Genomic DNA, 22,065 nt, shown 5'->3' on the forward strand with positions numbered 1-22,065 from the left:
GCCGGTCAGCCGTCCGCCGCCGGCATATTCTGCACGACCAGCATCTGCGGGCTCGACAGCGTGATCTGCGCGGCGCGCAGCCGCTTCAGGATCTCGAACAGCAGATCGCTCTTCGTCGACGCGGCAATCCGCGGGCTCGACACGTAGCCCGTCACGCTGAGCGTGATCCCGTCCGGCGCGAGCTGGCTGAACGTGACCGACGGCGCCGGCTTGTCGAGAATCGCCGGATGCTCGCGGTACGCGTCAAGCAGCAGATCGCGCACCTGCTCGGGATCGGTATTCAGCGGGAACGTCAGCATCAGCGTCGCGACGCCTTGCGTGCTGTTGCCCATCGTCACGTTGCGCAGGTTCTGCGAGATCAGCTGCGAGTTCGGCACGATCACCGTCGAGCGATCGCTGAGCTGGATCTCGGTCGCGCGCACGTTGATGCGGCGGATGTCGCCTTCGACACCGGCGATGCTGATCATGTCGCCGACCTTCACCGGCCGCTCGGTCAGCAGGATCAGCCCGGACACGAAGTTCTTCACGATCTCCTGCAGCCCGAAGCCGATCCCGACCGACAGCGCACTGACGATCCACGCGAGATTGCTCCACTTGACGCCGAGCAGCCCGAGCGTCATCAGCACGAGCAGCACGTAGCCGACGTTCGCGAACAGCGTGACGAGCGACGCGCGCATCCCCGCGTCCATGCCGAGCGCGGGCAGGAACTCGTTGTCGAGCCAGCGACGCACGGAGCGCAGCAGATAGAAGCCGATCGAGAATCCGATCACGGCGTTCAGGATCCGGTCCGGCATGATGTTCAGGCTCTGCAGCCGCTGGCCGCCGATCATCGCGATCGCGCTGTCGAGCAGATCGCTCGGCGTCGTGCCGAACCCGCCGGTCAGCAGCGCGATCGCCGCGACGAGCATCAGCAGGCTCGTACCGAGACCCGATACGACGGTGTGGGCCTGCTCGAGATGGCGGTCGTCGAGCGCGAACAGATGCTTGATCTGCTTGCCGGTCGCCAGGTTCGCGGAGAACACGCTCTCGCTCGCGTCGCGCGTGAGCTGCGTGAGGATGAACACACTGCACAGCACGATCTCGAACCACACCAGTTCGTACGTGATGAAGCGCGCGACCGTGATGTAGCCGATCGCGAGCGCGAGCAGCGACACGACGATCGCGAGCGTGACGCCGGCATGGATCAGCCCCGCGAGCGTCGAGCGCTGCTCGGGCGCATCGCCGGCAGCCGCGATCGCGCTGCGCACGCGGTTCGCGCGCAGCAGCGATGCGCCGACGGTCAGCGCGACGACGAGCGATACGATCCCGCGGCCGAACAGCGTGACGGACAGGCTCGTATCGGCGATCCGGTTGATCGATTCGAGCGTGCCCGATACCAGCAGCAGCGCGGCGAGCACGCCGGGGAACGGCTTCATCGCGAGCGCGACGGGATCGGCGAGCGCCGGCAGCCGCCACGACGGGTGCTTCGTGCACAGCAGCGCGCGGCCGAGCCCGGCGATCAGCGCGCATGTGACTGCGAGCTTCGCGAACTGATCCCACAGATCGGTGATCGCCGGCGTCGGCTCGTAGTGCCGCGCAAGCGCGAGATAGAGAATCTGCACCGCGACGGCCGTCGCGACGAGCGTCGAAATCGCGGTCGACAGCGCGAGCGCGCTGCGGCGCAGCCGCGTCGGCGGCAGACGGTTCAGGCAGACCCACGCCAGGCCGCGCTCCGCCATGCGGCGGCCGGCAAGCCACACGGCAAGCGCGGCGACCAGCAGCAGCGTGGTGATCGCGCGCTGGCCGGGCGTCCACGACGAGCGCAGCATGTCGCGCAGCTCGCTGTCGAAATCGTCGAGGCGCTGCACGTCGTCCGGCGGCAGATGGAACAGCGGCAGCCAGAACTGCGCGCCGAAGATGCTGCCCGAGCGGAATGCCAGCTGGTTCCTCAGCAGGCTGCGGTGCAGCTTCGCGAACTGATCGGACAGGTTCGCGAGGTTGGTCTTCTGCTCGGCCGCCTGCTTCAGCGCCGCGTCGATCTGCGCTTTGCGCGCGTTCAGCGTCGCGCGCTGCTGCGCGACGGCGGGCGTCTCCGGCGACGCGCCGGGCGCGGGCGGCGGCCCGAGCACGTCGAGCTGCGCCTGGATCTGCGCGCGCTGCGGAACGAGTTCGCTCTGCAGCTTCTCGACGTCGGCGCTCAATTCCTGCGTCGCGTCGCCGAGCGCGTCCAGCTCCTTGCTGTTGGTCGCGGCCGACGTCCGCTGCTTGATGCGGTCCTGCTGAATCTGCATCTGCTTGAGCTGCGCGACGGCTTCGCTCAGCGAAATGGTCGGAACGGGCGCGCCGACGCCGCTCGCGCCCGGCGCGGAAGCGGCGGCCGGAAACGCCGATGCGCTCGCCACGGCCGCACACTGCAGCAATGCGATCAGCGCGATCCGCGCCGCGTACGTGGATAGTCGTTGTATGAACATGGAATGCTTACGATTTGCCGACGATATCGGACACCGAAAGGCGTCCGCAAGCCGGTGATTGGCCCGGTAGCATGTTACCGGCGTGCGTGCGCCGCGGGCGCGCGGATCGATTGCGCGGCCAGCCGCGATCGGGCCGGCCCGATCACGGGCCGCAATCGGCTCGCATCCCCGTCTGGACGGGCCGGCGCGCGTGGCTGCGCGGGTGCCGATCGCCATCCGGATCGCCCGTGCCGGTCGACAGACGGTTACGGAATTTACAACTTGTTCGGCCGCCATAGGGCGCGCCGCGCGCGGCGCGCATGCGATGCCGCCGGCACCGACGTGCCGGTACAATGCTGCGATTCGTGGGACGGCCGCTCGATGCGCGTCGCCGACGACGCACGACACGACACGGCACGACACAACGACACGATCAGGAGACGCGCGCAAGATGGCCTCGACGGACAGCTTTCAGCAGGCACCGGCCTTATCCCCTTCCCTCGATGCGGGGTCGATCTCGGCCCGCCTCGACCGTTTGCCGCCGACGCGCAGCGTGTGGAAGCTCGTCGTGCTGCTGAGCCTCGGCTTCTTCTTCGAACTCTACGATCTGCTGTACAGCGGCTACGTCGCGCCGGGCCTGGTGAAAAGCGGCATCCTCACCGCGACCACGCACGGGCTGTTCGGCACGACGGGCGTCGCGAGCTTCATCGCCGCGCTGTTTTCGGGGCTGTTCATCGGCACGATCGCATGCGGCTTCCTCGCCGACCGCTTCGGGCGCCGCGCGATCTTCACGTGGTCGCTGCTGTGGTACACGGCGGCGAACGTCGTGATGGCGTTCCAGGACACCGCGACCGGCCTGAACTTCTGGCGCTTCGTCGTCGGTCTCGGGCTCGGCGTCGAGATGGTGACGATCGGCACGTACATCTCCGAGCTCGTGCCGAAGCAGATCCGCGGGCGCGCATTCGCATGCGAGCAGGCGGTCGGGTTCGTCGCGGTGCCGGTGGTCGCGTTCCTCGCGTATCTGCTCGTCCCGCATGCGCCGCTCGGCCTCGACGGCTGGCGCTGGGTCGTGCTGATCGGCGCGCATGGCGCGATCTTCGTCTGGTGGATTCGCCGTGAACTGCCGGAAAGCCCGCGCTGGCTCGCGCAGCAGGGACGGCTCGACGAGGCCGATCGCGTGATGCGCGCGCTCGAGGCGAAGGTCGAAGCCGAATACGGCCGGCCGCTGCCGGCGCCCGCACCCGCCGAACCGGTGCAGCCGCGCGGCAGCTTCCGCGACATGTGGGTGCCGCCGTATCGCAGCCGCACGATCATGATGACGATCTTCAACGTGTTCCAGACGGTCGGCTTCTACGGCTTCGCGAACTGGGTGCCGACGCTGCTGATCAAGCAGGGGATCACGATTACGTCGAGCCTGATGTATTCGAGCGTGATCGCGCTCGCCGCGCCGATCGGTCCGCTGATCGGCCTCGTGATCGCCGACCGCTTCGAGCGCAAGTCGGTGATCGTCGCGATGGCCGCGACGATCGTCGTGTGCGGGCTGCTGTTCAGCCAGACGACGATCGGCGCGCTGCTGATCGTGCTCGGCATCGGCCTCACGCTCGCGAGCAACATCATGTCGTACAGCTTCCATGCATATCAGGCCGAACTCTTTCCGACGTCGATCCGCGCGCGCGCAGTGGGTTTCGTGTATTCGTGGAGCCGCTTCTCGGCGATCTTCTCGTCGTTCGTCATTGCGGCCGTGCTGAAAGGCTTCGGCACGCTCGGCGTGTTCGCGTTCATCGCGGGCGCGATGGCGATCGTGATGGCCGCGATCGGATTGATGGGACCGCGCACGAAGGGCATCGCGCTCGAAACCATTTCGAAGTAAGCGGGGGGCGCGCTCGCGCGGCGGCGTGCGTGCTCGCCGAACGTTGCGAACGCATCGCGCCGCCGCCGCGCATCGATGCGGCGATGCGTGCGTCGCTCGTGTGCTGAAGGCGTGCGCGAACCGCCTGAGACGGACGCTGCGATTGCGACGCTGCAAGCGGATCGACGCGGCGACCAGTTGAAACAAAGCGTGACGAAGCGCAAGAACCGGTAAAAGAGCGGCGCGCGTCGCTGCGCATTCGGGTTCGCGCAAGTAGAATGAAACGCCTGACGACTCATCAGCCGCCATCGACCGCGCACGCTGCCGCAGCGCGAGGGTCTGCCGCAACGAGGCGTCGGTGTCCGCGCACGCGGTGCGCGCAACATGTCGACCGCCCACGCGGAATACGCGCCGTTCGCACGATGTGCGGCGGCTGCGCCGGCCGATGGCTTCGACCGTATGCCACTTCCCGATTCGACGCGGCGGCTCGCAATGCCGCGTTGCCGTAGTCTCGTCGTCGCAGCGTCCGTGTGCGCTGCCGTCGCATCGCCGATCTCGTTGCTCGTCGCGCATCCGGCGTTTGCCGCGTCCGACGCGTCTTCATCCGGTGTTGGATCGTCGCCGCCGGACGCGTCGTCCGCATCGGCTGCTTCCGGCGCGCGTCACGCGTCGGCCGCGCGTGCGTCGTCCGGTGCGTCCGCAGCTTCTGCGGCTTTTCCGGCTTCTGCGGCTTCTCCAGCACCGCCAGCACCGCCAGCCTCTCCAACATCGCCAGCTTCTGCGGCATCGACCGCATTGCCTGCATCGGCCGCCTCCGCCACCGCCGCGAGCGAAGCCGAGCCGCCTGCGCCGACCCCGCCGCGCAGGCATCCGCCGCTGTCCGCGGACGAGGCACAGAGCGCGACCGCACGCGCGCTCGACATGCGCAAGCGTTTCACGCAGGAAGTCACGCGGCGGCTCGACGTGCCGGCGAACGAACAGCGCGCGTACGGCGAGCGGCTGCAGAACGCGCTCGCCGATGCGAAGCTCGGCGATCTCGCGGGCGAATACGTCGTGATGGTCGATCGTGCGCCGAACGTGCAGGCGTTGTTCATCTACTTCCGCGCGACGCCGGCCAATGCGTGGCTGATGATCGGCGCGTCGCCGGTCGCGACCGGCTGGCCCGGACAGTACGACCACTTCCTGACGCCGCTCGGCGTGTTCCACCATTCGCCGGACCATATGGATTTCCGCGCGGAAGGCACGACGAACGACAACGGGATTCGCGGCTACGGCCACCGCGACATGCGCATCTACGATTTCGGCTGGGTCGACGGCGAGCGCGGCTGGGGCAAGGGCGGCACGTCGCCGATGCGCTTCCAGATGCATGCGACCGATCCGGACCGCCTCGAGCCGCTGCTCGGCATCCGGCATTCGAAGGGCTGCGTGCGGATTCCGGCGTCGCTGAACACGTTCGTCGACCGGCACGGGATACTCGACGACGACTATCAGGCGCGCGTCGAGTCCGGCAAGTCGCTGTGGGTGCTGCGGCGCGATCGCGACATCACGCCGATCGCGGGCCGCTATCTGGTCGTGATCGACAGCGCGCGCCGCACGCGGCCGGCGTGGTCGCCGCGGCCGGGACGCGATGCATGGTCGAAGCTGCCGAAGGGCGGCGATACGGCGGACTGACGCACACCGGCGCGATCACGACGCCCGTGCGCAGCGGCGTTCACGCGGCCTGCGCGGTCGCTCGCGAACGGCGGGCGTCGGCTCGTAGGTGGTGTGTGCGGCGTGTGCGGCGTATGCCAGCGCTTCGGTCCGCGGGCGCTCGCGAGCGCGGTCATCGTCCGTATCGACGAGCACACGCATGCAGTCGTGCCGCCGCGCGACTCGATTTGCGCGCGCCGCGATGGGCGGGAAGCGCGGATTCGCGATATCGACTGTCGCGAGCCCGATCGCATGCGTGCGTCCGGTGATCGTCGAGTGCGCGAGCGGATTCGACTGCCGGCCGAGCGCCCGCAGCCGCGACCGCACATCGATCGCGATCGTTCTCATGCTGTCCTCATGTTTGTCTGCTCGAATGCGGAACGGCGGCTTTGCTGCGGACGGCAGCGCGAATCGGGCGCCGTATGACTGCGTATGCCGGTGCGATCGCCGGGGGAAACCGGCGGATCGCACCGAAAACTCGTGCGAGAAAAAAGGAAAACGGCGTAACGTTTTCCCGTCGGTTCCGTCGGTTCCGTCGGTTCCGTCGGTTCCGTCGGTTCCGTCGGCCCGGTCGGCCGCGTCGGCGCGATCCGGTGTGTGTAGGCGACCGCGGCCGCGTCGCGTGCACTGGCAGCCGATCTCCCCGGCAACGACACGCGGCGCTGCCGTTCAACCGTCGCCGGCGCTACGATTGCGCAGACGATTCGCTTCGCAACGGTGTCGCGCGCCGCCGCCTGCCGCAGCGCGCCGCCGCCGACTTTCCATCACCTGAACGCACACGACGAACACGACCATGCCGCATCCGATCGCATCCCGCCGCTCCTTCCTGAAACTGTCCGCCGCGCTCGCCGGCACCGCGCTGCTGCCGGAAACGGGCGCGTTCGCGTCCGGCGGCGATGCCGCACGCCGAACGGTGATCATCGATACCGATCCGGGGCAGGACGACGCGATCGCGATCCTGTTCGCGCTCGGCGCGCGCGACCGTGTCGACGTGCGCGCGATCACCGCCGTCGCCGGCAACGTGCCGCTCGATCTGACCGAGCGCAACGCGCGGATCGTCCGCGATTGGGCCGGCCGCACCGACACGCTTCCCGTGTATGCGGGTTGCCCGCGTCCGCTCGTGCGTGAGCTCGTGACCGCCGCGAACGTGCACGGCAAGACCGGCCTCGAAGGCGTCGAGCTGCACGAGCCGCGCGGCCCGCTCGCGCCCGGTCACGCGGTGTCGTATCTCGTCGACACGCTGAGTCGTGCGGCGCCGAACAGCATCACGTTGTGCGCGCTCGGCCCGCTGACCAACATCGCGACCGCGCTGATCGAGGCGCCGCAGATCCGCGGCGGATTGCGGGAAATCGTGCTGATGGGCGGCGCGTTCTTCGAGCGCGGCAACATCACGCCGGCCGCGGAGTTCAATATCTACGTCGATCCGCAGGCGGCCGACGTCGTGTTCGGCAGCGGCGTGCCGATCGTCGTGCTGCCGCGCGACGTCGCGGTGAAGGCGCCGATCACGGCGGCGCGCATCGCGCCGTTTCGCGCGCTCGGCAACCGCTGCGGCGCGATCGTCGCGGACATCATGAGCGCCGAGCTCGCCTACAGCCGAAAGCAGCGCGGCGCCGACGACGCGCCGATGTACGACCCGAGCGCGGTCGGCTATCTCGTCGATGCGTCGCTGTTCGGCGGCCGCAAGGTCAACGTCGCGATCGAGACGGTCGGGCAGTGGACGCTCGGCGAGACGGTCGTCGACTGGAACGGGCGCACCGGCCGCGCGCCGAACGCGACGTGGATCAACGAGGTCGACGCGGATCGTTTTTACGCGGCGCTGCTCGAGCGGATCGCGACGCTGCCGTAAGCGCGGTCGAACGTCGCTCAGTCGCGGCGCGTCATGCGCGGCGCACGCGCGGCGAACGTGCGGAACGCGTCGTCCGCGCCGCATCGGCGACGACGTTCGCGAGCCGCTGCGCGGCCGCTTCCATCTGCGCGCGATCGAAGCCGCCGAAGCCGAGCACGAGCCCCGGCCGCGCGGTGCCGGGCGCGAACATCGGCGACGCGGCACGCACCGCGACGCCGGCTTGCGCGGCGCGCGCGACCACGTCGAGATCGTCGATGCCGTCGGCGAGCCACAGCACGACGTGCATCCCCTGGTCGCCCGGCTGTATCCATGCGAGCTCGCGCGGCAGCCGCGCGCCGAGCGTATCGATCAGCAGCGCGCGCTGCGCCGCATACACGCCGCGCACGCGCCGGATGTGGCGATCGAGATGGCCGTCCGCGATGAACGCGGCGAGCACGTGCTGATCGGCGGTCGGCGCGTGGCGATCCATCAGTACGCGCGCGCCGCAGAACGCGGGCACGAGATCGTCGGGCGCGATCACGTAGCCGAGCCGCAGCGACGGAAACAGGATCTTGCTGAACGTGCCGAGATAGACGACGCGATCGGGATCGAGCCCCTGCAGCGACGGAAACGGATAGCCTTCGTAGCGCAGCTCGCTGTCGTAATCGTCCTCGACGATCCACGCGCGCTGCTTGCGCGCCCACGCGAGCAGCGCGTTGCGCCGCGCCATGCTCATCGGCATGCCGAGCGGGTACTGATGCGACGGCGTGACGAACGCGACGCGCGCGTCCGGCGCGATGCGGATGCCGGCTTCGACGTCGATGCCGTCCGCGTCGACCGGCACGCGAACCATCGCATCGTGCCGCCCGGTGCTGTCGAGCAGCGCGGTGATGCCGCGATAGGCGGGGTTTTCGACCCACGCGCGATCGTGCGCGCCGAGCAGCACCTGACTCGCGAGATGGAGCCCTTGCTGCGTGCCGCTCGTGATCACGACCTGCGCGGCGCTGCAGCGTACCGAGCGCGACCGGCGCACGTAGTCGGCGATCGCTTCGCGCAGCGGCAGCGCGCCTTGCGGATCGGCATAGCCGGATGGCGCGCCGGGCCCGCGCGCCCGCACGCGGTTGCCGAGCCGGCGCCAGACGTCGTCGGGCGCGGTCAGCCCGACCGGCACCGAGATCGCGAACGGCACGAGCGGCAGCGGACGGAATTCGCGCGCGATTCGTGCGAACGTCGCGGCCGGCTCCGGCAGCCCGGCTCGCGCGGTGCGCCGGCCGGCGGCGCGCGGCTCGTCGGGCTGCAGCGGCCGTGCGAGCGCGTTCGCGACCTGCGTGCCCGCGCCGCCGCGAGATTCGAGAAAGCCTTCGGCGACGAGCTGCGCATACGCGTCGACGACGGTGCCGCGCGCGACCTGCAGCGACGCGGCCAGCAGCCGCGTGGACGGCAGCATGTCGCCCGGCCGCACGTCGCCGCGGCGCACGGCGTCGCGAAGCGCCTGCGCGAGCTGGCGGCTGAGGTCGCCGGCGCGGCGATCGAGCGCGCCGAGCGACGGGATTTCGACGACGCGCGCCGTTCTTGCCATGATTCTGGTCCGCTGGAAATGTTTCAAACCGGCTCTACAGCATAAACCAGTTTGGCAGCACAATCGGCGCATCGCGGGGCTTGCGCCCCGCGTCTTTTTCGAACCTGCACGACCGTGGAGCCGACATGTACGTTCCTGCCCCTTTCGACGAATCCCGTCCCGACGTTTTGCGCGAGCTGATCGCGCGGCATCCGTTCGGCAGCCTGATCACGCACGGGAAGAACGGCCTCGACGCGAACCACCTGCCGTTCGAGCTGCTGCCCGGCGACGGCGGGCTCGGCGAGCTGCATGCGCACGTCGCGCGCGCGAATCCGGTCTGGCAGGAGGTTGCGAACGGCGACGACGTGCTGGTGATCTTCCGCGCGGGCGACGCGTACATCTCGCCGAACTGGTATCCGAGCAAGCATGCCGCGCACCGGCAGGTGCCGACGTGGAACTACGTGGTCGTGCACGCGCACGGGCGGATCACGGTGCGCGACGACGAGAAGTTCGTGCGCGGCGTGGTCGCGCGGCTCACGCGCACGCACGAGGCGTCGCAGCCAGTGCCGTGGAAGATGGCCGACGCGCCGAAGGACTATCTCGACACGATGCTGCAGTCGATCGTCGGGCTGCAGATCGACATCACGCGGCTCGTCGGCAAGCGCAAGCTCGGACAGAACAAGGCCGTCGACGATATTCGCGGTGCCGGCGACGCGCTGGTCGCGGCGGGCAACGTCGCGATCGGCGAAGCGATGCTGGCGGAGGCCGATGCGAAGCGCGCGTAACGCAGCATGATCGACCAGCGCCTGTTCACGCAAGCGAACGCGTCGTTGCGCTCGTCGTGCCGGAAGGGCGTCGCAATCCTTCCGCTCGGCCGTTCCGGCGGCCTGCGCAAGTCCGCCATTAGCCTGAACCGGCCCGACGAAAGCGCGCGCCGGCGGCCGCCGCGTGCAGGCGAACGGCGAGCGCACCTGCCCGCACGCTACTGCGTACGCGTCGTCTGCTGCGCGGCCTGCGCGAGCGCGCCGCGAATCGCCGCTTCGGTCTTGTCGTACCCGCCTTCGCCGTAGCGCGTATAGACGATCTTGCCGTTCGCATCGATCAGATACAGCGCGGGCCAGTACTGGTTGCCGTACGCACGCCACGTGTCGTAGCGGTTGTCCTGCGCGACCGGATAGCGGATATCGAAGCGCTTGATCGCATCGGCCACGTTGCCCGCGTCGCGTTCGAACGGATATTCGGGCGTATGCACGCCGACCACGACGAGCCCCTGATCGCGATACTTGCGGTACCAATCGTTCACGTACGGAATCGTATGAATGCAGTTGATGCACGAATACGTCCAGAAATCGACGAGCACGACCTTGCCGCGCAACTGGTCGAGCTTGAGCGGCGCGCTGTTGTGCCAGCGGTCGATGCCGGTGAAGTCGGGCGCCGGCATGCCGGCCGCCGACGTCGTCATGCCGGCGTCGTCGCGCGTGCCGGCGAACGCGGCAAGCCCGGCCGTGGCGGCGACGGCGATGACGAGGGCGGCGGTCTTGAGTCTGGGCAGCATGGCGTTCTCCGGTTCGGCCGGCCGATGCGCGGCGCGCGGCGGCGGGGCAGGTTTCGACAGCCCCCATTGAGCCGCGCGCACGTATCTGCGATGTGTCGGCCGCGCCGCGCATGTGCAATGTTGTGTGTCGCCGCGCCCGCGCGATACATTGGGATACAAACGCCCGGCCGACGTACGGTATAAAGTCGGGCATCGCCCGACCGGGCCGAACGGCCCCGACTCAAGACCCGACCCATGGACAAGATCGACCACGTGCTGATCGTCGACGACGACCGCGCCATCCGCGAACTGATTGCCGACTATCTCGAGAAGAACGGGATGCGCGTGTCGCTCGCCGCGAACGGCCGCGAGATGCGCAACGTGCTGGACGACGGCGCGCCGGACCTGATCGTGCTCGACCTGATGCTGCCGGGCGAGGACGGCCTCGCGCTGTGCCGCGATCTGCGCGCGGGCAAGTTCCGCACGGTGCCGGTGCTGATGCTGACCGCGCGCGGCGAGGAGACCGATCGCATCATCGGGCTCGAGATGGGCGCCGACGACTATCTTGCGAAGCCGTTCGCGGTACGCGAGCTGCTCGCGCGGATTCGCTCGGTGCTGCGTCGCGCGCGCATGCTGCCGCCCGGCATGCAGGTGACCGAGACGGCCGCGATGCTCGCGTTCGGCGAGTGGCGGCTCGACACGACGGGGCGCCATCTGCTCGACACCGAAGGCACGCTGGTCGCGCTGAGCGGCGCCGAATACCGGCTGCTGCGCGTGTTCCTCGATCATCCGCAGCGCGTGCTGACGCGCGACCAGCTGCTGAACCTGACGCAGGGCCGGCAGTCCGATCCGTTCGACCGGTCGATCGACCTGCTCGTGAGCCGGCTGCGCCAGCGGCTGCGCGACGGCGCGCGCGAGCCGCGCTATATCAAGACGCTGCGTAACGAGGGCTACGTGTTCTCGTCGGCCGTGACCGTCGTCGAAGGCACGCAATGAACGCGCGCGCGCTGTGGCACTGGCCGCGCTCGCTGTTCGCGCGGCTCGCGCTGATTCTGTGCGTCGGCCTCGTGCTCGCGCAGACGCTGTCGTTCTGGCTCACCGTGACCGAGCGCGACCAGGCGACTACCAATCTGATGATGGGCTACATCGAGCGCGAGGTCGCGAGTTCGGTCGCGCTGCTCGATCATCTGCCGCCGGCCGAACGCGCCACGTGGCTGCCGCGCCTCGCGCGGCGCAGCTATACGTTCATCCTCGGACCCGGCGAGACCGGCACGCCGCCGGAGGCGCGGCTGTCGGCGCGCGTCGAGCGGTCGATCTCGGACGGCATCGGCGGTGACTATCCGCTGACCGCGAACGAGATTCCCGGCGATCGCGAACATCTGCAAGTGCATCTGCGCCTGACCGACGGTTCGCCGCTGACGATCGACATTCGTCCGATGTCGACGGTGCCGCTGTCGGACTGGCTGCCCTACGTGCTGGCGTTCCAGCTGCTGGTGCTCGGCGCGTGCTGCTGGTTCGCGGTGCGGCTCGCGACGCGGCCGCTGAACCAGCTCGCGCAGGCCGCCGACGCGCTCGGGCCGGACCTGAAGGGCGAGCGCCTCGCCGAGGACGGCCCGTCGGAGGTCGCGCGCGCCGCGCGCGCGTTCAACGCGATGCAGGACCGCATCGCGCAGTACATGGCCGAGCGCATGCAGATCCTCGCGTCGATCTCGCACGACCTGCAGACGCCGATCACGCGGATGCGGCTGCGCGTCGACGTGATGGACGACGACGCACAGGGCACGAAGCTGCGCAACGATCTGCTCGAGATGGAGCATCTGGTGAAGGAGGGCGTCGCGTATGCGCGGACGCTGCACGGCACGGACGAGGCAGCGCGCCGCATCGATCTCGACGCGCTGCTCGACAGCATCGTGTACGACTACACGGACGCCGGGCAGTGCGTGACGCTGGCGAGCCGCGCGCCGCTCGCACTGGTCACGCGGCCGAAGGCGCTGCGCCGCATCGTCGGCAATCTGGTCGACAACGCGCTGAAGTTCGCGGGCGCGGCCGAGATCGACGTGCAGGCCGCGCCCGACGGCGGCGCGATCATCTCGGTGCGCGATCGCGGGCCCGGCATTCCGGGCGATCAGCTCGACGCGGTGTTCGAACCGTTCCGCCGCGTGGAGACGTCGCGCAACCGCGAGACGGGCGGCACCGGGCTCGGCCTCGCGATCGCGCGGCAACTCGCGCTCGCGATGGGCGGCGCGTTGACGCTGCACAACCGGACGGACGGCGGCGGGCTGGAGGCGCGGCTCACGCTCCGGAACACGCAGTGACGCAGAGCCGCGCGCGCATGGGTGACGCGCTTGCGCGCTCGAATGCGCAACGTCAGCAGCGCCCGGTGCGCAATGCGACGGCCCAGTCGTCGCGGCCGAGCGATGCCGCGGTCGCGGCGGCTGCGTGCCAGTCGTATTCGACCGCATGGAACTGCACGCGCCAGCCGGCCGCCGTGCGCGACACCATCGCGTAGCGCGCATGCGGCGAGCCGGTTTCGATCCGGTGCGGGTGCGGCCGATCGTCCGTGTACGCCTGCAGCCCGACGCTGCCCGGGTTGACGATCAGTCGCCCGTCGTCGAGCGCGGCCATGCGCGGTACATGCGTGTGGCCGCACAGGATCAGCGATGCCGATTCGTCGGCCGCCCGCTGCGCGATCTCGTCGCGCGTCGCCGCGCGGCAGCCGTCGGGCGTGACCGTTTCCAGGAAATACGCGAGATCGCTGCTCGGCGTGCCGTGCACCATCAGCACGTCGTCGCCGAGCGCTCGACGTTCGGGCAGCGCGGCGAGCCATGCGCGCTGGTCGTCGCGCAGCGCGTCATGCGCGTGGCGGTCGGACAGCCGCATCGATTCGCGGTCGCCGGCGAGCAGCTGCCGCTCGTGATTGCCGCGGATCGTCGGCAGGTCGAGCGCGATCAGGCGGTCGGCGGTCTCGGCCGGATGCAGCGCGCCGGACACGATGTCGCCGAGATTGACGATCACGTCGGCGCCGCGGCGGCGAATGTCGTCGAGCACCGCGTCGAGCGCGGCGAGATTGCCGTGGATGTCCGAGAGGGCGGCGATTTTCATCGTGCGGGGCGGGGGAGCGGGGAACGGCGATTGTCGCCGGTTCGACGTCGATCGTCCAACGGGATGCGCGCATTGCCGCGCGCGTGCTCGGTTGCTCGCACTCGCGTCAGTCCGTCGCGATGCGCGCGTACATCGCGAAATCGCCCGGCGTGCCGCGCACCATCCGGTACGCACGCAACAGTCCTTCGTAGCGAAAGCCGCACTTCTGCAGCACGCGCGCGGAGCCGGCATTGGCGGTCAGCACGACGCCCTGGACGCGCACGAGACCCCATTCGGCGAACGCCCATGCGGCGACGGCGGCGCATGTCGCGCTCGCGATGCCGCGTCCCCAATGCGACGGCGCGACGTCGTACGCGATCTCGGCCGAACGGTTCGCGGCGGACACCGTATGGAAGCCGATCGTCCCGATCAGTGCGGCCGACGCATCGTCGACGATCGCGAGACGGCGGATCGAATCGGGATGCGCGGACTCGATTCCGTCGAACAGCGGCAGCAAGTCGTCGCGCGAACCGAGGTTCCAGCTCGTGTGGCGGACGACGTCCGGGTTCGACAGATACGCGTACCACGCGTCGACGTCCGCACGTTCGAGCTGACGCAGCGACAGGCCGGGAAAGCCGGAGCGGGGCGGCGCATCGATTCTCATCGTGAGTCCTCGTCGAAAGTCGCGTGATGTGGGCGGGGGCGTCGGCGCAGCGACGTGCGGATTATGGCGGAGCGCGGGCCGCGTGCCGCAACCGCATCGCGCATGCACGCACGCGACCGCGCCGGTGTCGATTATCGGCCGGGCCGCCCGCAATCGGACAGCACTCGCCGCGCGGCGGCCGCCGTCGCGCCCGCCACTATCTCGAATTCGGCAAGAAACTGTTTTCATTCCGCCGGTTTCGGCTGGAACCGGTTCGCCCTACCATGTCGGCCGCGGCGGCGCGCCCCGCCGCGACGTCGCATACGCGTAGTGCGTACCGCGGGTTCGCGTGCGGACGCCGCCGGCCTCGTGCGGCCGGCGCAACTCGCCGGCCGCGCGCCGCCGCCCGCAAAGTCCCTCGAACAACGGGTTCGCCGCCCGGAGACAAGACAATCATGAACAAGCAACTGATCGCAGCGCCGCTGCTGCTGTCGCTCGCGGGCATTGCGTCCGCGCAAGGTTCCGTCACGCTGTACGGCATCGTCGATGCGGGCGTCACCTATCGCAGCAACGAACGGGCAGGCGCGCCGCGCGCGTACACCGGCCATTCGAACGTCGGACTGACGACCGGCAACCTGTCCGGCAGCCGCTGGGGCATCAAGGGCAGCGAGGATCTCGGCGGCGGGCTGCGCGCGCTGTTCGTGCTCGAGAACGGCTTCGACATCGCGAACGGCACGTCCGGCCAGGGCGGCCGCCAGTTCGGCCGGCAGGCGTTCGTCGGGCTCGGCAGCGACCGCTACGGTTCGATCACGCTCGGCCGCCAGTACACGTCGCTCGACGACTTCGTGAGCCCGGTCGGCCCGTCGTCGTTCGTCGGCGGGTTCGGCGCGCATCCGGGCGACATCGACGATCTCGACCAGACCGCGCGCGTCGACAACTCGATCAAGTACACGAGCGCGAACTACTCGGGCTTCACGTTCGGCGCGCTGTACGGCTTCGGCGGTCAGCCGGGCAGCATCACGCAGCGCAATACGTGGAGCGTCGGCGCCGCGTACGCGGCCGGCCCGCTGCGCGTCGGCGTCGGCTACGAGCGGTCGGACAACAGCAAGACCGGCGCGTCCGATACGACGATCGGCAAGTGGCAGAGCACCGACGACGGGCTGTTCAATTCGTCGATCAACGAAGGCTACGCGAGCGCGCAATCGCAGCAGATCGTCGCGACCGGCGCGACGTACGACTTCGGCCCCGCCGTGGTCGGCATGAACTACAGCCACGTGCAGTACCGCGGCGGCGACCGTTCGCTGTTCACCGGGCACGCGACGTTCAACGTCGCCGGCGTGTTTGCGCGCTGGAACGTGCGGCCGCAGACGCAGCTGTTCGCGGGCTACAGCTACACGCGCGGCGGCGAAGTCGACGGTATCGACGAGCGTGCGCAGTATCACAACGTCACGCTCGGCGCCATCTACGATCTGTCGAAGCGCACCAGCGTGTATCTGCTCGGCGCGTATCAGCATGCGTCCGGCACGACGCTCGACGCGCTCGGCCGGCCGGTGGCCGCGACGGCGTCGGTATCGGACAAGGCGAACGGCCACTCGGCGGCGTCGCAATCGCAGACGATCGTCAGCGTCGGGCTGCGTCAGCGGTTCTGACCGCGCGCGACGGTCCGACGCTCGACGTCGGTGGTCGATCGCACACGTTCCATCTATCGTCGGCCGCGCAACGCGGCCGCTTTTTTGCTCGGCTCCGCTCGAACCTTCGCCGCGCTCGCGGCCGATTTGTGCCGGGCAACGGCATGTCGGTTGCTCGCCGTTCGACGGCTTCACGATTTGCGGTAATGCGCTTCGTCATGACGGACGATCGGCATGCGTGCCGCACCTCCGGAAAAACGATCGCGGCCGACAATATTTTTTTCTTTCATTTGAATTTCGATTTGCCATTATTCAGACGATAGACGGTAAATAAATCGTTGCGTGCGCATCAGAAAAAATGACGGGTGCACATGAAAGAATTCGGAAGAAAATGCCGTGAAAAGTCGACGAAACGGCGGTGCGGGTGCGTGGTGCCGCGCGGAGCAAGCGTCGGCCGGCGGTCGAGGAAAATGCATCGCGCAACGGTGGCGGCGAATGAATCGTTCGCGGTTTCGGTGAAACGGCTTTTTACCGAAATCACCGATCTTTCATATGCAGCGATTTACAGTGTCGAAAAACGATCGTCCGGGAGCATCGTTCATGTTATCGAAACAAATTCGCGCAGCGTTGCTTGGAATATGCATCGCAATGATCGCGTCGGCCGGCTACGCGCAAGTGCAATACACGACCGACTGGCTCGCGAACACGTTCGGCACGCTGGCCACGCACGTCGGCAACGGCGCGCGCTCGATGTGGGTCGCGCCCGAAGGCGTGATCTACACGGCGTCGCGCTGGGATGAGAACGCGGGTGGCGTCGCGATCTACCAGAACGGGCAGCCGCTCGGCACGATCGGGATCCACGACGAGTTCCAGGGCGGCGCGATCACCGGCAACGCGACGTCGCTGTTCGTCGCGCTCGGCTACAACCGGACGTTCGGCAGCGGCTCGGTCGGCCGCTACGACCGCAGCACGAACAAGCGCGACCTGCGCATTCCGGTCAGCACGTGGACGGGCATCCAGTACGCGGACGTGATCACCGGGCTCGCGACGGCTGGCACGCTGCTGTACGTGAGCGACTTCTACGGCAACCGCGTACGCGTCTATACGACGGACGGCGTCTGGCAGCGCGACATCGCCGTGCAGAGCCCCGGCGCGCTCGCGACCGATGCCGCCGGCAATCTGTGGGTCGCGCGCAAGAGCGCGGGCGTCGTCGCGCAGTACAGCCCGACCGGCACGCCGATGAACACGATCCAGATGGCGGCCGGCGCACGGCCCGCGTCGCTGTTTTTCGACGCGCCGGCCGGGCAGCTGCTGGTGGGCGACGAAGGGCCGGACATGAACATCAAGGTGTACGCGCTGATCGGCACGCCCGTGCAGGTCGGCACGTTCGGCGTGCAGGGCGGCTATCTGAACACGACGACGGGCATCAAGGGGCAAGTCGGCGACAAGCGCTTCACGCGCGTCGCGGCGATCGGCAAGGATGCGGCCGGCAATCTGTACGTGCTGAACAACGCGTGGGGCGGCGGCTGGGATCTCGGCCGCAACGGCAGCACCGACCTGCATTCGTACAGCCCGACCGGCACGCTGCAATGGAAGCTGCAGGCGCTGAACTTCGAAGGCGTCGCCGCACCCGATCCGGTGACCGACGGCGCGTTCTTCTACAGCGGCAACAACGTCTATACGGGCACCGCCGGCGGCACGTTCGTCGCGAACACGATCGACCCGTTCACGTACCCGAAGGACCCGCGCCTCGACATCAACGACTATCAGCGCGGCCAGCACTTCGGCCAGCTCGCGATGGTCGGCGGCAACCGGATTCTCGTCGCGTCGGGCCAGAACCCCGGCAACTTCAACTTCTATTACTTCACGCCGGCGACCGGCTACATCGCGATTCCGGCCGGCTCGATTCCCGGCAAGCCGTTCAACACGACGCTGCAGGTGACGGCCGGTTTCGCGATCGACGACAACGGCGACGTGTGGGCCGGGCTCGACCGCACCAACAACATTTCGCACTATCCGATGACGGGCTTCGACGCGAACGGCAAGCCGTCGTGGGGCAAGCCGACGCAGATCCCGATTCCGCGCAGCGTGCTGCCGCTCACGCGGATCATCTATCAGGCGGACAGCGACACGATGATTCTCGCGCAAGGGATTTCGGGCAGCTGGGACTGGACCGCGATGAACGGGCACATCGAGGTCTATCGCGGGTGGAAGGGCGGCAACACGAGCGCGCCGAACCCGGTGATCGACCTGACGAGCGCGAATCCGAAATCGATTGCGGCGGCCGGCCACTATCTGTTCGTCGGCTACGTGCACACGGTGCCTAACATCGACGTGTTCGACCTCAATACCGGCAATCTCGTCGCCACGCTGACGAACTCGAACACGTCGGCGATGGACGTCGGCAACGACGTCGACTCGATGTACGGGATTCGCGCGTATCTGCGTTCGAACGGCGAGTACGTGATCACGAAAGACAACTACAACGGGTCGAGCATCGTCGTGTATCGCTGGCGTCCGTGACCGCGCATCGCGTGGCACGCGGCAAGCGCCGCCGCGCCGCCGTGCCGCTGCGCGTCAGAACGATACGGTCGTCGTGAACGTGACGAGCCGCGGCTCGCCGACCGCGACGATCAGATTGCTGTTGCTCGACGGATAGTAGGTCTTGTCGAGCAGGTTCTTCACGTTGAGCTGGAAGCGCGTCGGGAACTTGCCGATCGTCGTTTCGTAGGCCGCGAACGCATCGACGGTCATATAGCCGGGCAGCGTGAAGCTGTTCGCGACGTCGCCGGGCCGTGCACCGACGAGCCGTGCACCGCCGCCGAAGCGCCAGCGGCCCGGCAGGTTCGCGATCGCCGTGTCGTACACCGCGAACAGGCTGCCCGTGTGACGCGCGACGTTGACGAGCGGCGTGTTGCTGTCGCGGTCGTTCGCATTCGTATACGCGTAGCTGCCGATCACGCTCAGGTGCCGCGTGATCTGTCCGGCGACGTCGAGCTCGATGCCGCGCGAGCGCGCGGTGCCGATCGTCGACGTGATGTCGCCGACGGTGACCGCGACGTTGCGCTTGTCGATCTGATAAGCGGCGAGCGTGCCGGTGATGCCCGGCTTCAGGCTGAATTTCAGCCCTGCCTCGAGCACGCGTCCGAACTCCGGCGCGAGCGGTGCGGCGACGTTCGACGCGACGTTCGGCTTGAACGAGCGGCTCACGTTCGCATACGCAGTCAGCGACGGCGTGAGCGCATACGCGAGCCCGAACTGCGGCAGCCACACGTTGCCGTGCGAGCGATCCGAAAACGCGAACGGCCGGCCCATTCCCGATTCCTGCTGCCAGTCCTCCCAGCGCAGCCCGCCGACCGCGGTGAGCCGGTCGGTGATCTTCACCGAGTCCTGCACGATCATCGAATACGCGTGCACGACCGAGCGCGAATCGCTTTGCGCGGCGCTCGGCGTGCCGCCCGCCGGCAGCAGCCCGTACACGGGATCGAACAGGTCGAATCCCTTCGTCGCCTTGCCGCGGATCGTGTCGCCGCGGAAGCTGCGCTGCCGCTCGTACTCGCTGCCGATGTAGAGCGCGTGCGGGATGCCCGCGAGCGTCACGTTGCCGAACAGGCCGAGCGTCGCGATCTGGTCGGAATCGTTGCGCCCGAGGTTCGCGTCGGACGAGCGCGTCATCGCGCCGGTCGCGCCGTTGAACGCGGTTGCGCGCGTGATGTACTGGTCGTAGCGGTCGCGGCCCCAGCCGTACGTCGCGCGCACGCGCCACGCATCGGACAGGCGATGCTCGATGCGCGCCCGCAGCGTTTCCTGGATGCCGCTGCTTTGCGCCCACGCTTCCTCGTAGCGGCGATAGCGCAGCGACTCGTCGAGCTGGCCGTTCACGAGCACGGTGCCGCGATCGAACGGCGTCGTGTAGTCGACGTACTGGTAGCTGACGTCGATCGACGTGTTCGCATCGTGCCAGGACAGCGCGGGCGCGATCAGCGCGTCGCGCTCGCGGCCGAACGAGCGCCAGTAGCGGCTCGTGTCGTATTCGCCGGTGAGCCGGAACGCGAGCGTGCCGCCCGCGACCTGGCCCGGCTTGCCGAGCGGGCCGGTCAGGTCGAACAGCGCGCTGCTGCCGCCGTGGCTCGTGCGCGACGCGGAAATCGAACCGCCGAACGTGTCTTCCGGCTTGCGCGTGATCAGGTTGATCACGCCGCCCGGATCCTGCATTCCGTACAGCAGCGAAGCCGGACCCTTCAGCACTTCGACGCGGTCGATCGTCGCGAGGTAGCTGTGCAGCACCGGCGTGCGTACGCCGTCGACGAGCACCGAACCGTCGTTGTTGGAGCCGAAGCCGCGCTTGATGAACGCGTCGCGCGTGCCGCCGAGCGTATTCGTCTGCGTGATGCCGCTGATGTTGCCGAGCACGTCGTCGAGCGAGCGCGCCTGCTGGTCCTGCATCACGGCGCTGCTGACCACCGCGACCGATTGCGGAATGTCCTTCAGCGGACGCGCGTCGCCGCCTGCGATGCTGCTGGTGCGCGGCTGATAGCCGACGGTCGGATCGGCGAGCGCCGCTGCGCTGACGCTGATCGGCGCGAGTTCGTGCGCGGCCGGCGGTGCCGAGGCCGGCGCGGGCCGCGCGGCGTGTTGCGCGCGTTCGTCGTCGGCGGCATGCGCGCCGCTCGCGACGCAGAGGGTGATCAGGGCAGGCAGGCTCGCGCGCCACGGACGCAAGGTCCGGGCGCGGCACGGCGTTCGGCGGGATCGCATGAATCTGTGAAGGTTTCGGTTACGACGGGACGTATGACGGGCCGCAGCGGGGCGCGGCGACGGGACGCGCAATGGTAGCGGTAATGAGAATCGTTTGCAATTGAAATGAAAAGGCGGTCGATCGGATTTCGACTGCCCAGGGTGGCGGCGCGCGACCGCATCGGCGGTACGCGACCGTCGATGCCGGACGGCGAAGCGACGTCGCCGTCGGCATCGCGCATCCGCATTACGCATCACGCGCGCGGATCGTCGCCTTCCAGCCGCCGCATCGCTTCCGCCACCTCGTTCCTGAACCGCACGAGCGCCGCCTGCTCCGGTGCGGGCGGCTGGACGGCGGCCCACAGCATGTCGATCAGCTGTTCGGCCGTCGTGTCGGTATCGAGCTTCCGGTGCCCGAGGATCGCGTCCCACAGCACGTGCTCCATCGGCCCGAATACCATCGAGCGCAGCAGGCTCAGCGGGACGTCGGTGCGTACCTGTCCGGCCGCCTGCCCGCGCGCGAGCACGTCCATCAGCGGCGCGGTGTAGCGGCGCTGCAGCGCGGTCAGTTCATCGCTGAGCGCATGCTGCTTCGCGCGGCCTTCGGACAGCACGAGCGCGCACAGTCCGGTGCCGTTCACGAGCATCAGCCGCAGATGCGTGCGCACGATGAACGCGAACTGCTGCTGCACCGATGCGTGCTCGGGCATCCCGTGCTCGAACGCGGCGATGATTTCGTCGTACCAGTCGGCGATCACGCGCGCGCACAGCTCGCGCTTGCCGCGGAAGTAGCTGAATACCGTCGCCTCCGACACGCCGACGCGCTGCGCGATCTCGGCAGCCGTCGCGTGCTCGTAGCCCTTCTCGGCGAACACGTCGCGTCCGGCGCGCAGGATGTCCTGCACGCGCTGCTGCGATTTGCGTCCGGCGGGCGCGCGTGAGAGGTCGGCGCGGTCGGGTCTGGCGGTGGCGGTCATGGTGTCGGCGCGAGCGGCTGTCATGCTCCGCATGATATCTGAGTAGCACTCAAAAAACTATTGACGCCGCACCGAGCGGCGCGCGAAACTGTGCGAAATTTCCGCTACATGGATT

The 22,065-nt window shown here is 68.6% G+C and carries 16 protein-coding genes; 8 read left to right on the forward strand and 8 right to left on the reverse strand.

Annotated elements, in window-relative coordinates; genetic code table 11:
* Positions 1-5: 5 nt before the first annotated feature.
* Positions 6-2,450: a DUF3772 domain-containing protein gene (locus BUB20358_RS16805; protein WP_035974557.1), complete on the reverse strand. Its 2,445-nt coding sequence runs from the start codon at positions 2,448-2,450 to the stop codon at positions 6-8.
* Positions 2,451-2,880: 430 nt separating this feature from the next.
* Between BUB20358_RS16805 and BUB20358_RS16810 the strand changes: the two genes are divergently transcribed.
* Both BUB20358_RS16810 and BUB20358_RS16815 read left to right on the forward strand, forming a co-directional pair.
* Entirely contained in the window at positions 2,881-4,299 is a 1,419-nt protein-coding gene (locus BUB20358_RS16810; protein ID WP_035974555.1) for an MFS transporter, read from the forward strand.
* A 363-nt stretch (positions 4,300-4,662) separates the two neighbouring features.
* Complete coding sequence (locus BUB20358_RS16815) at positions 4,663-5,949, forward strand: hypothetical protein (protein ID WP_006766472.1); 1,287 nt, start codon at positions 4,663-4,665, stop codon at positions 5,947-5,949.
* A gap of 15 nt (positions 5,950-5,964) precedes the next feature.
* Here BUB20358_RS16815 and BUB20358_RS16820 read toward each other — a convergent pair whose 3' ends face one another.
* Positions 5,965-6,438, reverse strand: a complete 474-nt coding sequence (locus BUB20358_RS16820; RefSeq protein ID WP_123806750.1) for a hypothetical protein — start codon at positions 6,436-6,438, stop codon at positions 5,965-5,967.
* Positions 6,439-6,760: 322 nt separating this feature from the next.
* On the opposite strand from BUB20358_RS16820, the gene BUB20358_RS16825 reads away from it, so the two are divergent.
* A complete protein-coding gene (locus BUB20358_RS16825; RefSeq protein WP_006766471.1) occupies positions 6,761-7,813 on the forward strand; it encodes a nucleoside hydrolase in 1,053 nt (350 codons plus the stop codon).
* A 31-nt stretch (positions 7,814-7,844) separates the two neighbouring features.
* On the opposite strand, the gene pdxR is transcribed toward BUB20358_RS16825, so the two are convergent.
* Positions 7,845-9,371 (reverse strand): MocR-like pyridoxine biosynthesis transcription factor PdxR, encoded by a 1,527-nt coding sequence (pdxR, locus tag BUB20358_RS16830; RefSeq protein ID WP_035974551.1) that lies wholly within the window; start codon positions 9,369-9,371, stop codon positions 7,845-7,847.
* A 125-nt stretch (positions 9,372-9,496) separates the two neighbouring features.
* On the opposite strand from pdxR, the gene BUB20358_RS16835 reads away from it, so the two are divergent.
* Complete coding sequence (locus tag BUB20358_RS16835; protein WP_035974549.1) at positions 9,497-10,135, forward strand: FMN-binding negative transcriptional regulator; 639 nt, start codon at positions 9,497-9,499, stop codon at positions 10,133-10,135.
* Positions 10,136-10,332: 197 nt separating this feature from the next.
* Here BUB20358_RS16835 and BUB20358_RS16840 read toward each other — a convergent pair whose 3' ends face one another.
* Positions 10,333-10,905, reverse strand: a complete 573-nt coding sequence (locus BUB20358_RS16840) for a thioredoxin family protein (protein WP_006766468.1) — start codon at positions 10,903-10,905, stop codon at positions 10,333-10,335.
* 234 nt (positions 10,906-11,139) lie between these two features.
* On the opposite strand from BUB20358_RS16840, the gene BUB20358_RS16845 reads away from it, so the two are divergent.
* Positions 11,140-11,880, forward strand: a complete 741-nt coding sequence (locus BUB20358_RS16845) for a response regulator (RefSeq protein WP_006766467.1) — start codon at positions 11,140-11,142, stop codon at positions 11,878-11,880.
* Entirely contained in the window at positions 11,877-13,199 is a 1,323-nt protein-coding gene (locus BUB20358_RS16850; protein ID WP_006766466.1) for an ATP-binding protein, read from the forward strand. Before BUB20358_RS16845 ends, BUB20358_RS16850 begins: the two co-directional genes overlap by 4 nt.
* Before the next feature lie 52 nt (positions 13,200-13,251).
* Here BUB20358_RS16850 and BUB20358_RS16855 read toward each other — a convergent pair whose 3' ends face one another.
* Positions 13,252-13,986 carry a metallophosphoesterase family protein gene (locus BUB20358_RS16855; protein WP_006766465.1) on the reverse strand — a complete coding sequence of 245 codons (735 nt, stop codon included), beginning with the start codon at positions 13,984-13,986 and terminating at the stop codon, positions 13,252-13,254.
* 106 nt (positions 13,987-14,092) lie between these two features.
* Positions 14,093-14,629 carry a GNAT family N-acetyltransferase gene (locus BUB20358_RS16860; protein WP_006766464.1) on the reverse strand — a complete coding sequence of 179 codons (537 nt, stop codon included), beginning with the start codon at positions 14,627-14,629 and terminating at the stop codon, positions 14,093-14,095.
* 434 nt (positions 14,630-15,063) lie between these two features.
* Here BUB20358_RS16860 and BUB20358_RS16865 point away from each other — a divergent pair, with 434 nt between their 5' ends.
* Positions 15,064-16,257 carry a porin gene (locus BUB20358_RS16865; RefSeq protein ID WP_035974547.1) on the forward strand — a complete coding sequence of 398 codons (1,194 nt, stop codon included), beginning with the start codon at positions 15,064-15,066 and terminating at the stop codon, positions 16,255-16,257.
* 579 nt (positions 16,258-16,836) lie between these two features.
* Positions 16,837-18,759 carry an NHL repeat-containing protein gene (locus BUB20358_RS16870; protein ID WP_035974545.1) on the forward strand — a complete coding sequence of 641 codons (1,923 nt, stop codon included), beginning with the start codon at positions 16,837-16,839 and terminating at the stop codon, positions 18,757-18,759.
* 54 nt (positions 18,760-18,813) lie between these two features.
* On the opposite strand, the gene BUB20358_RS16875 is transcribed toward BUB20358_RS16870, so the two are convergent.
* Both BUB20358_RS16875 and BUB20358_RS16880 read right to left on the reverse strand, forming a co-directional pair.
* Positions 18,814-20,994: a TonB-dependent siderophore receptor gene (locus BUB20358_RS16875; protein ID WP_035974543.1), complete on the reverse strand. Its 2,181-nt coding sequence runs from the start codon at positions 20,992-20,994 to the stop codon at positions 18,814-18,816.
* Between the two features lie 233 nt (positions 20,995-21,227).
* Positions 21,228-21,974, reverse strand: coding sequence for a TetR/AcrR family transcriptional regulator (locus tag BUB20358_RS16880; RefSeq protein WP_035974541.1), 747 nt, complete (start codon positions 21,972-21,974; stop codon positions 21,228-21,230).
* Positions 21,975-22,065: the final 91 nt, after the last annotated feature.

Source organism: Burkholderia dolosa (genome assembly GCF_902499135.1).
Taxonomy (GTDB): domain Bacteria; phylum Pseudomonadota; class Gammaproteobacteria; order Burkholderiales; family Burkholderiaceae; genus Burkholderia; species Burkholderia dolosa.

What these genes read in the sequence shown, in the direction of transcription:
- BUB20358_RS16835 (WP_035974549.1), top strand. Translation starts at nt 9,497, where the DNA reads ATGTACGTTCCTGCCCCTTTCGACGAATCCCGTCCCGACGTTTTGCGC.
- BUB20358_RS16845 (WP_006766467.1), top strand. Translation starts at nt 11,140, where the DNA reads ATGGACAAGATCGACCACGTGCTGATCGTCGACGACGACCGCGCCATC.
- pdxR (WP_035974551.1), bottom strand. Translation starts at nt 9,371, where the DNA reads ATGGCAAGAACGGCGCGCGTCGTCGAAATCCCGTCGCTCGGCGCGCTC.
- BUB20358_RS16880 (WP_035974541.1), bottom strand. Translation starts at nt 21,974, where the DNA reads ATGACAGCCGCTCGCGCCGACACCATGACCGCCACCGCCAGACCCGAC.
- BUB20358_RS16875 (WP_035974543.1), bottom strand. Translation starts at nt 20,994, where the DNA reads ATGCGATCCCGCCGAACGCCGTGCCGCGCCCGGACCTTGCGTCCGTGG.
- BUB20358_RS16860 (WP_006766464.1), bottom strand. Translation starts at nt 14,629, where the DNA reads ATGAGAATCGATGCGCCGCCCCGCTCCGGCTTTCCCGGCCTGTCGCTG.
- BUB20358_RS16855 (WP_006766465.1), bottom strand. Translation starts at nt 13,986, where the DNA reads ATGAAAATCGCCGCCCTCTCGGACATCCACGGCAATCTCGCCGCGCTC.
- BUB20358_RS16840 (WP_006766468.1), bottom strand. Translation starts at nt 10,905, where the DNA reads ATGCTGCCCAGACTCAAGACCGCCGCCCTCGTCATCGCCGTCGCCGCC.
- BUB20358_RS16865 (WP_035974547.1), top strand. Translation starts at nt 15,064, where the DNA reads ATGAACAAGCAACTGATCGCAGCGCCGCTGCTGCTGTCGCTCGCGGGC.
- BUB20358_RS16810 (WP_035974555.1), top strand. Translation starts at nt 2,881, where the DNA reads ATGGCCTCGACGGACAGCTTTCAGCAGGCACCGGCCTTATCCCCTTCC.
- BUB20358_RS16870 (WP_035974545.1), top strand. Translation starts at nt 16,837, where the DNA reads ATGTTATCGAAACAAATTCGCGCAGCGTTGCTTGGAATATGCATCGCA.
- BUB20358_RS16815 (WP_006766472.1), top strand. Translation starts at nt 4,663, where the DNA reads ATGTCGACCGCCCACGCGGAATACGCGCCGTTCGCACGATGTGCGGCG.
- BUB20358_RS16850 (WP_006766466.1), top strand. Translation starts at nt 11,877, where the DNA reads ATGAACGCGCGCGCGCTGTGGCACTGGCCGCGCTCGCTGTTCGCGCGG.
- BUB20358_RS16825 (WP_006766471.1), top strand. Translation starts at nt 6,761, where the DNA reads ATGCCGCATCCGATCGCATCCCGCCGCTCCTTCCTGAAACTGTCCGCC.
- BUB20358_RS16805 (WP_035974557.1), bottom strand. Translation starts at nt 2,450, where the DNA reads ATGTTCATACAACGACTATCCACGTACGCGGCGCGGATCGCGCTGATC.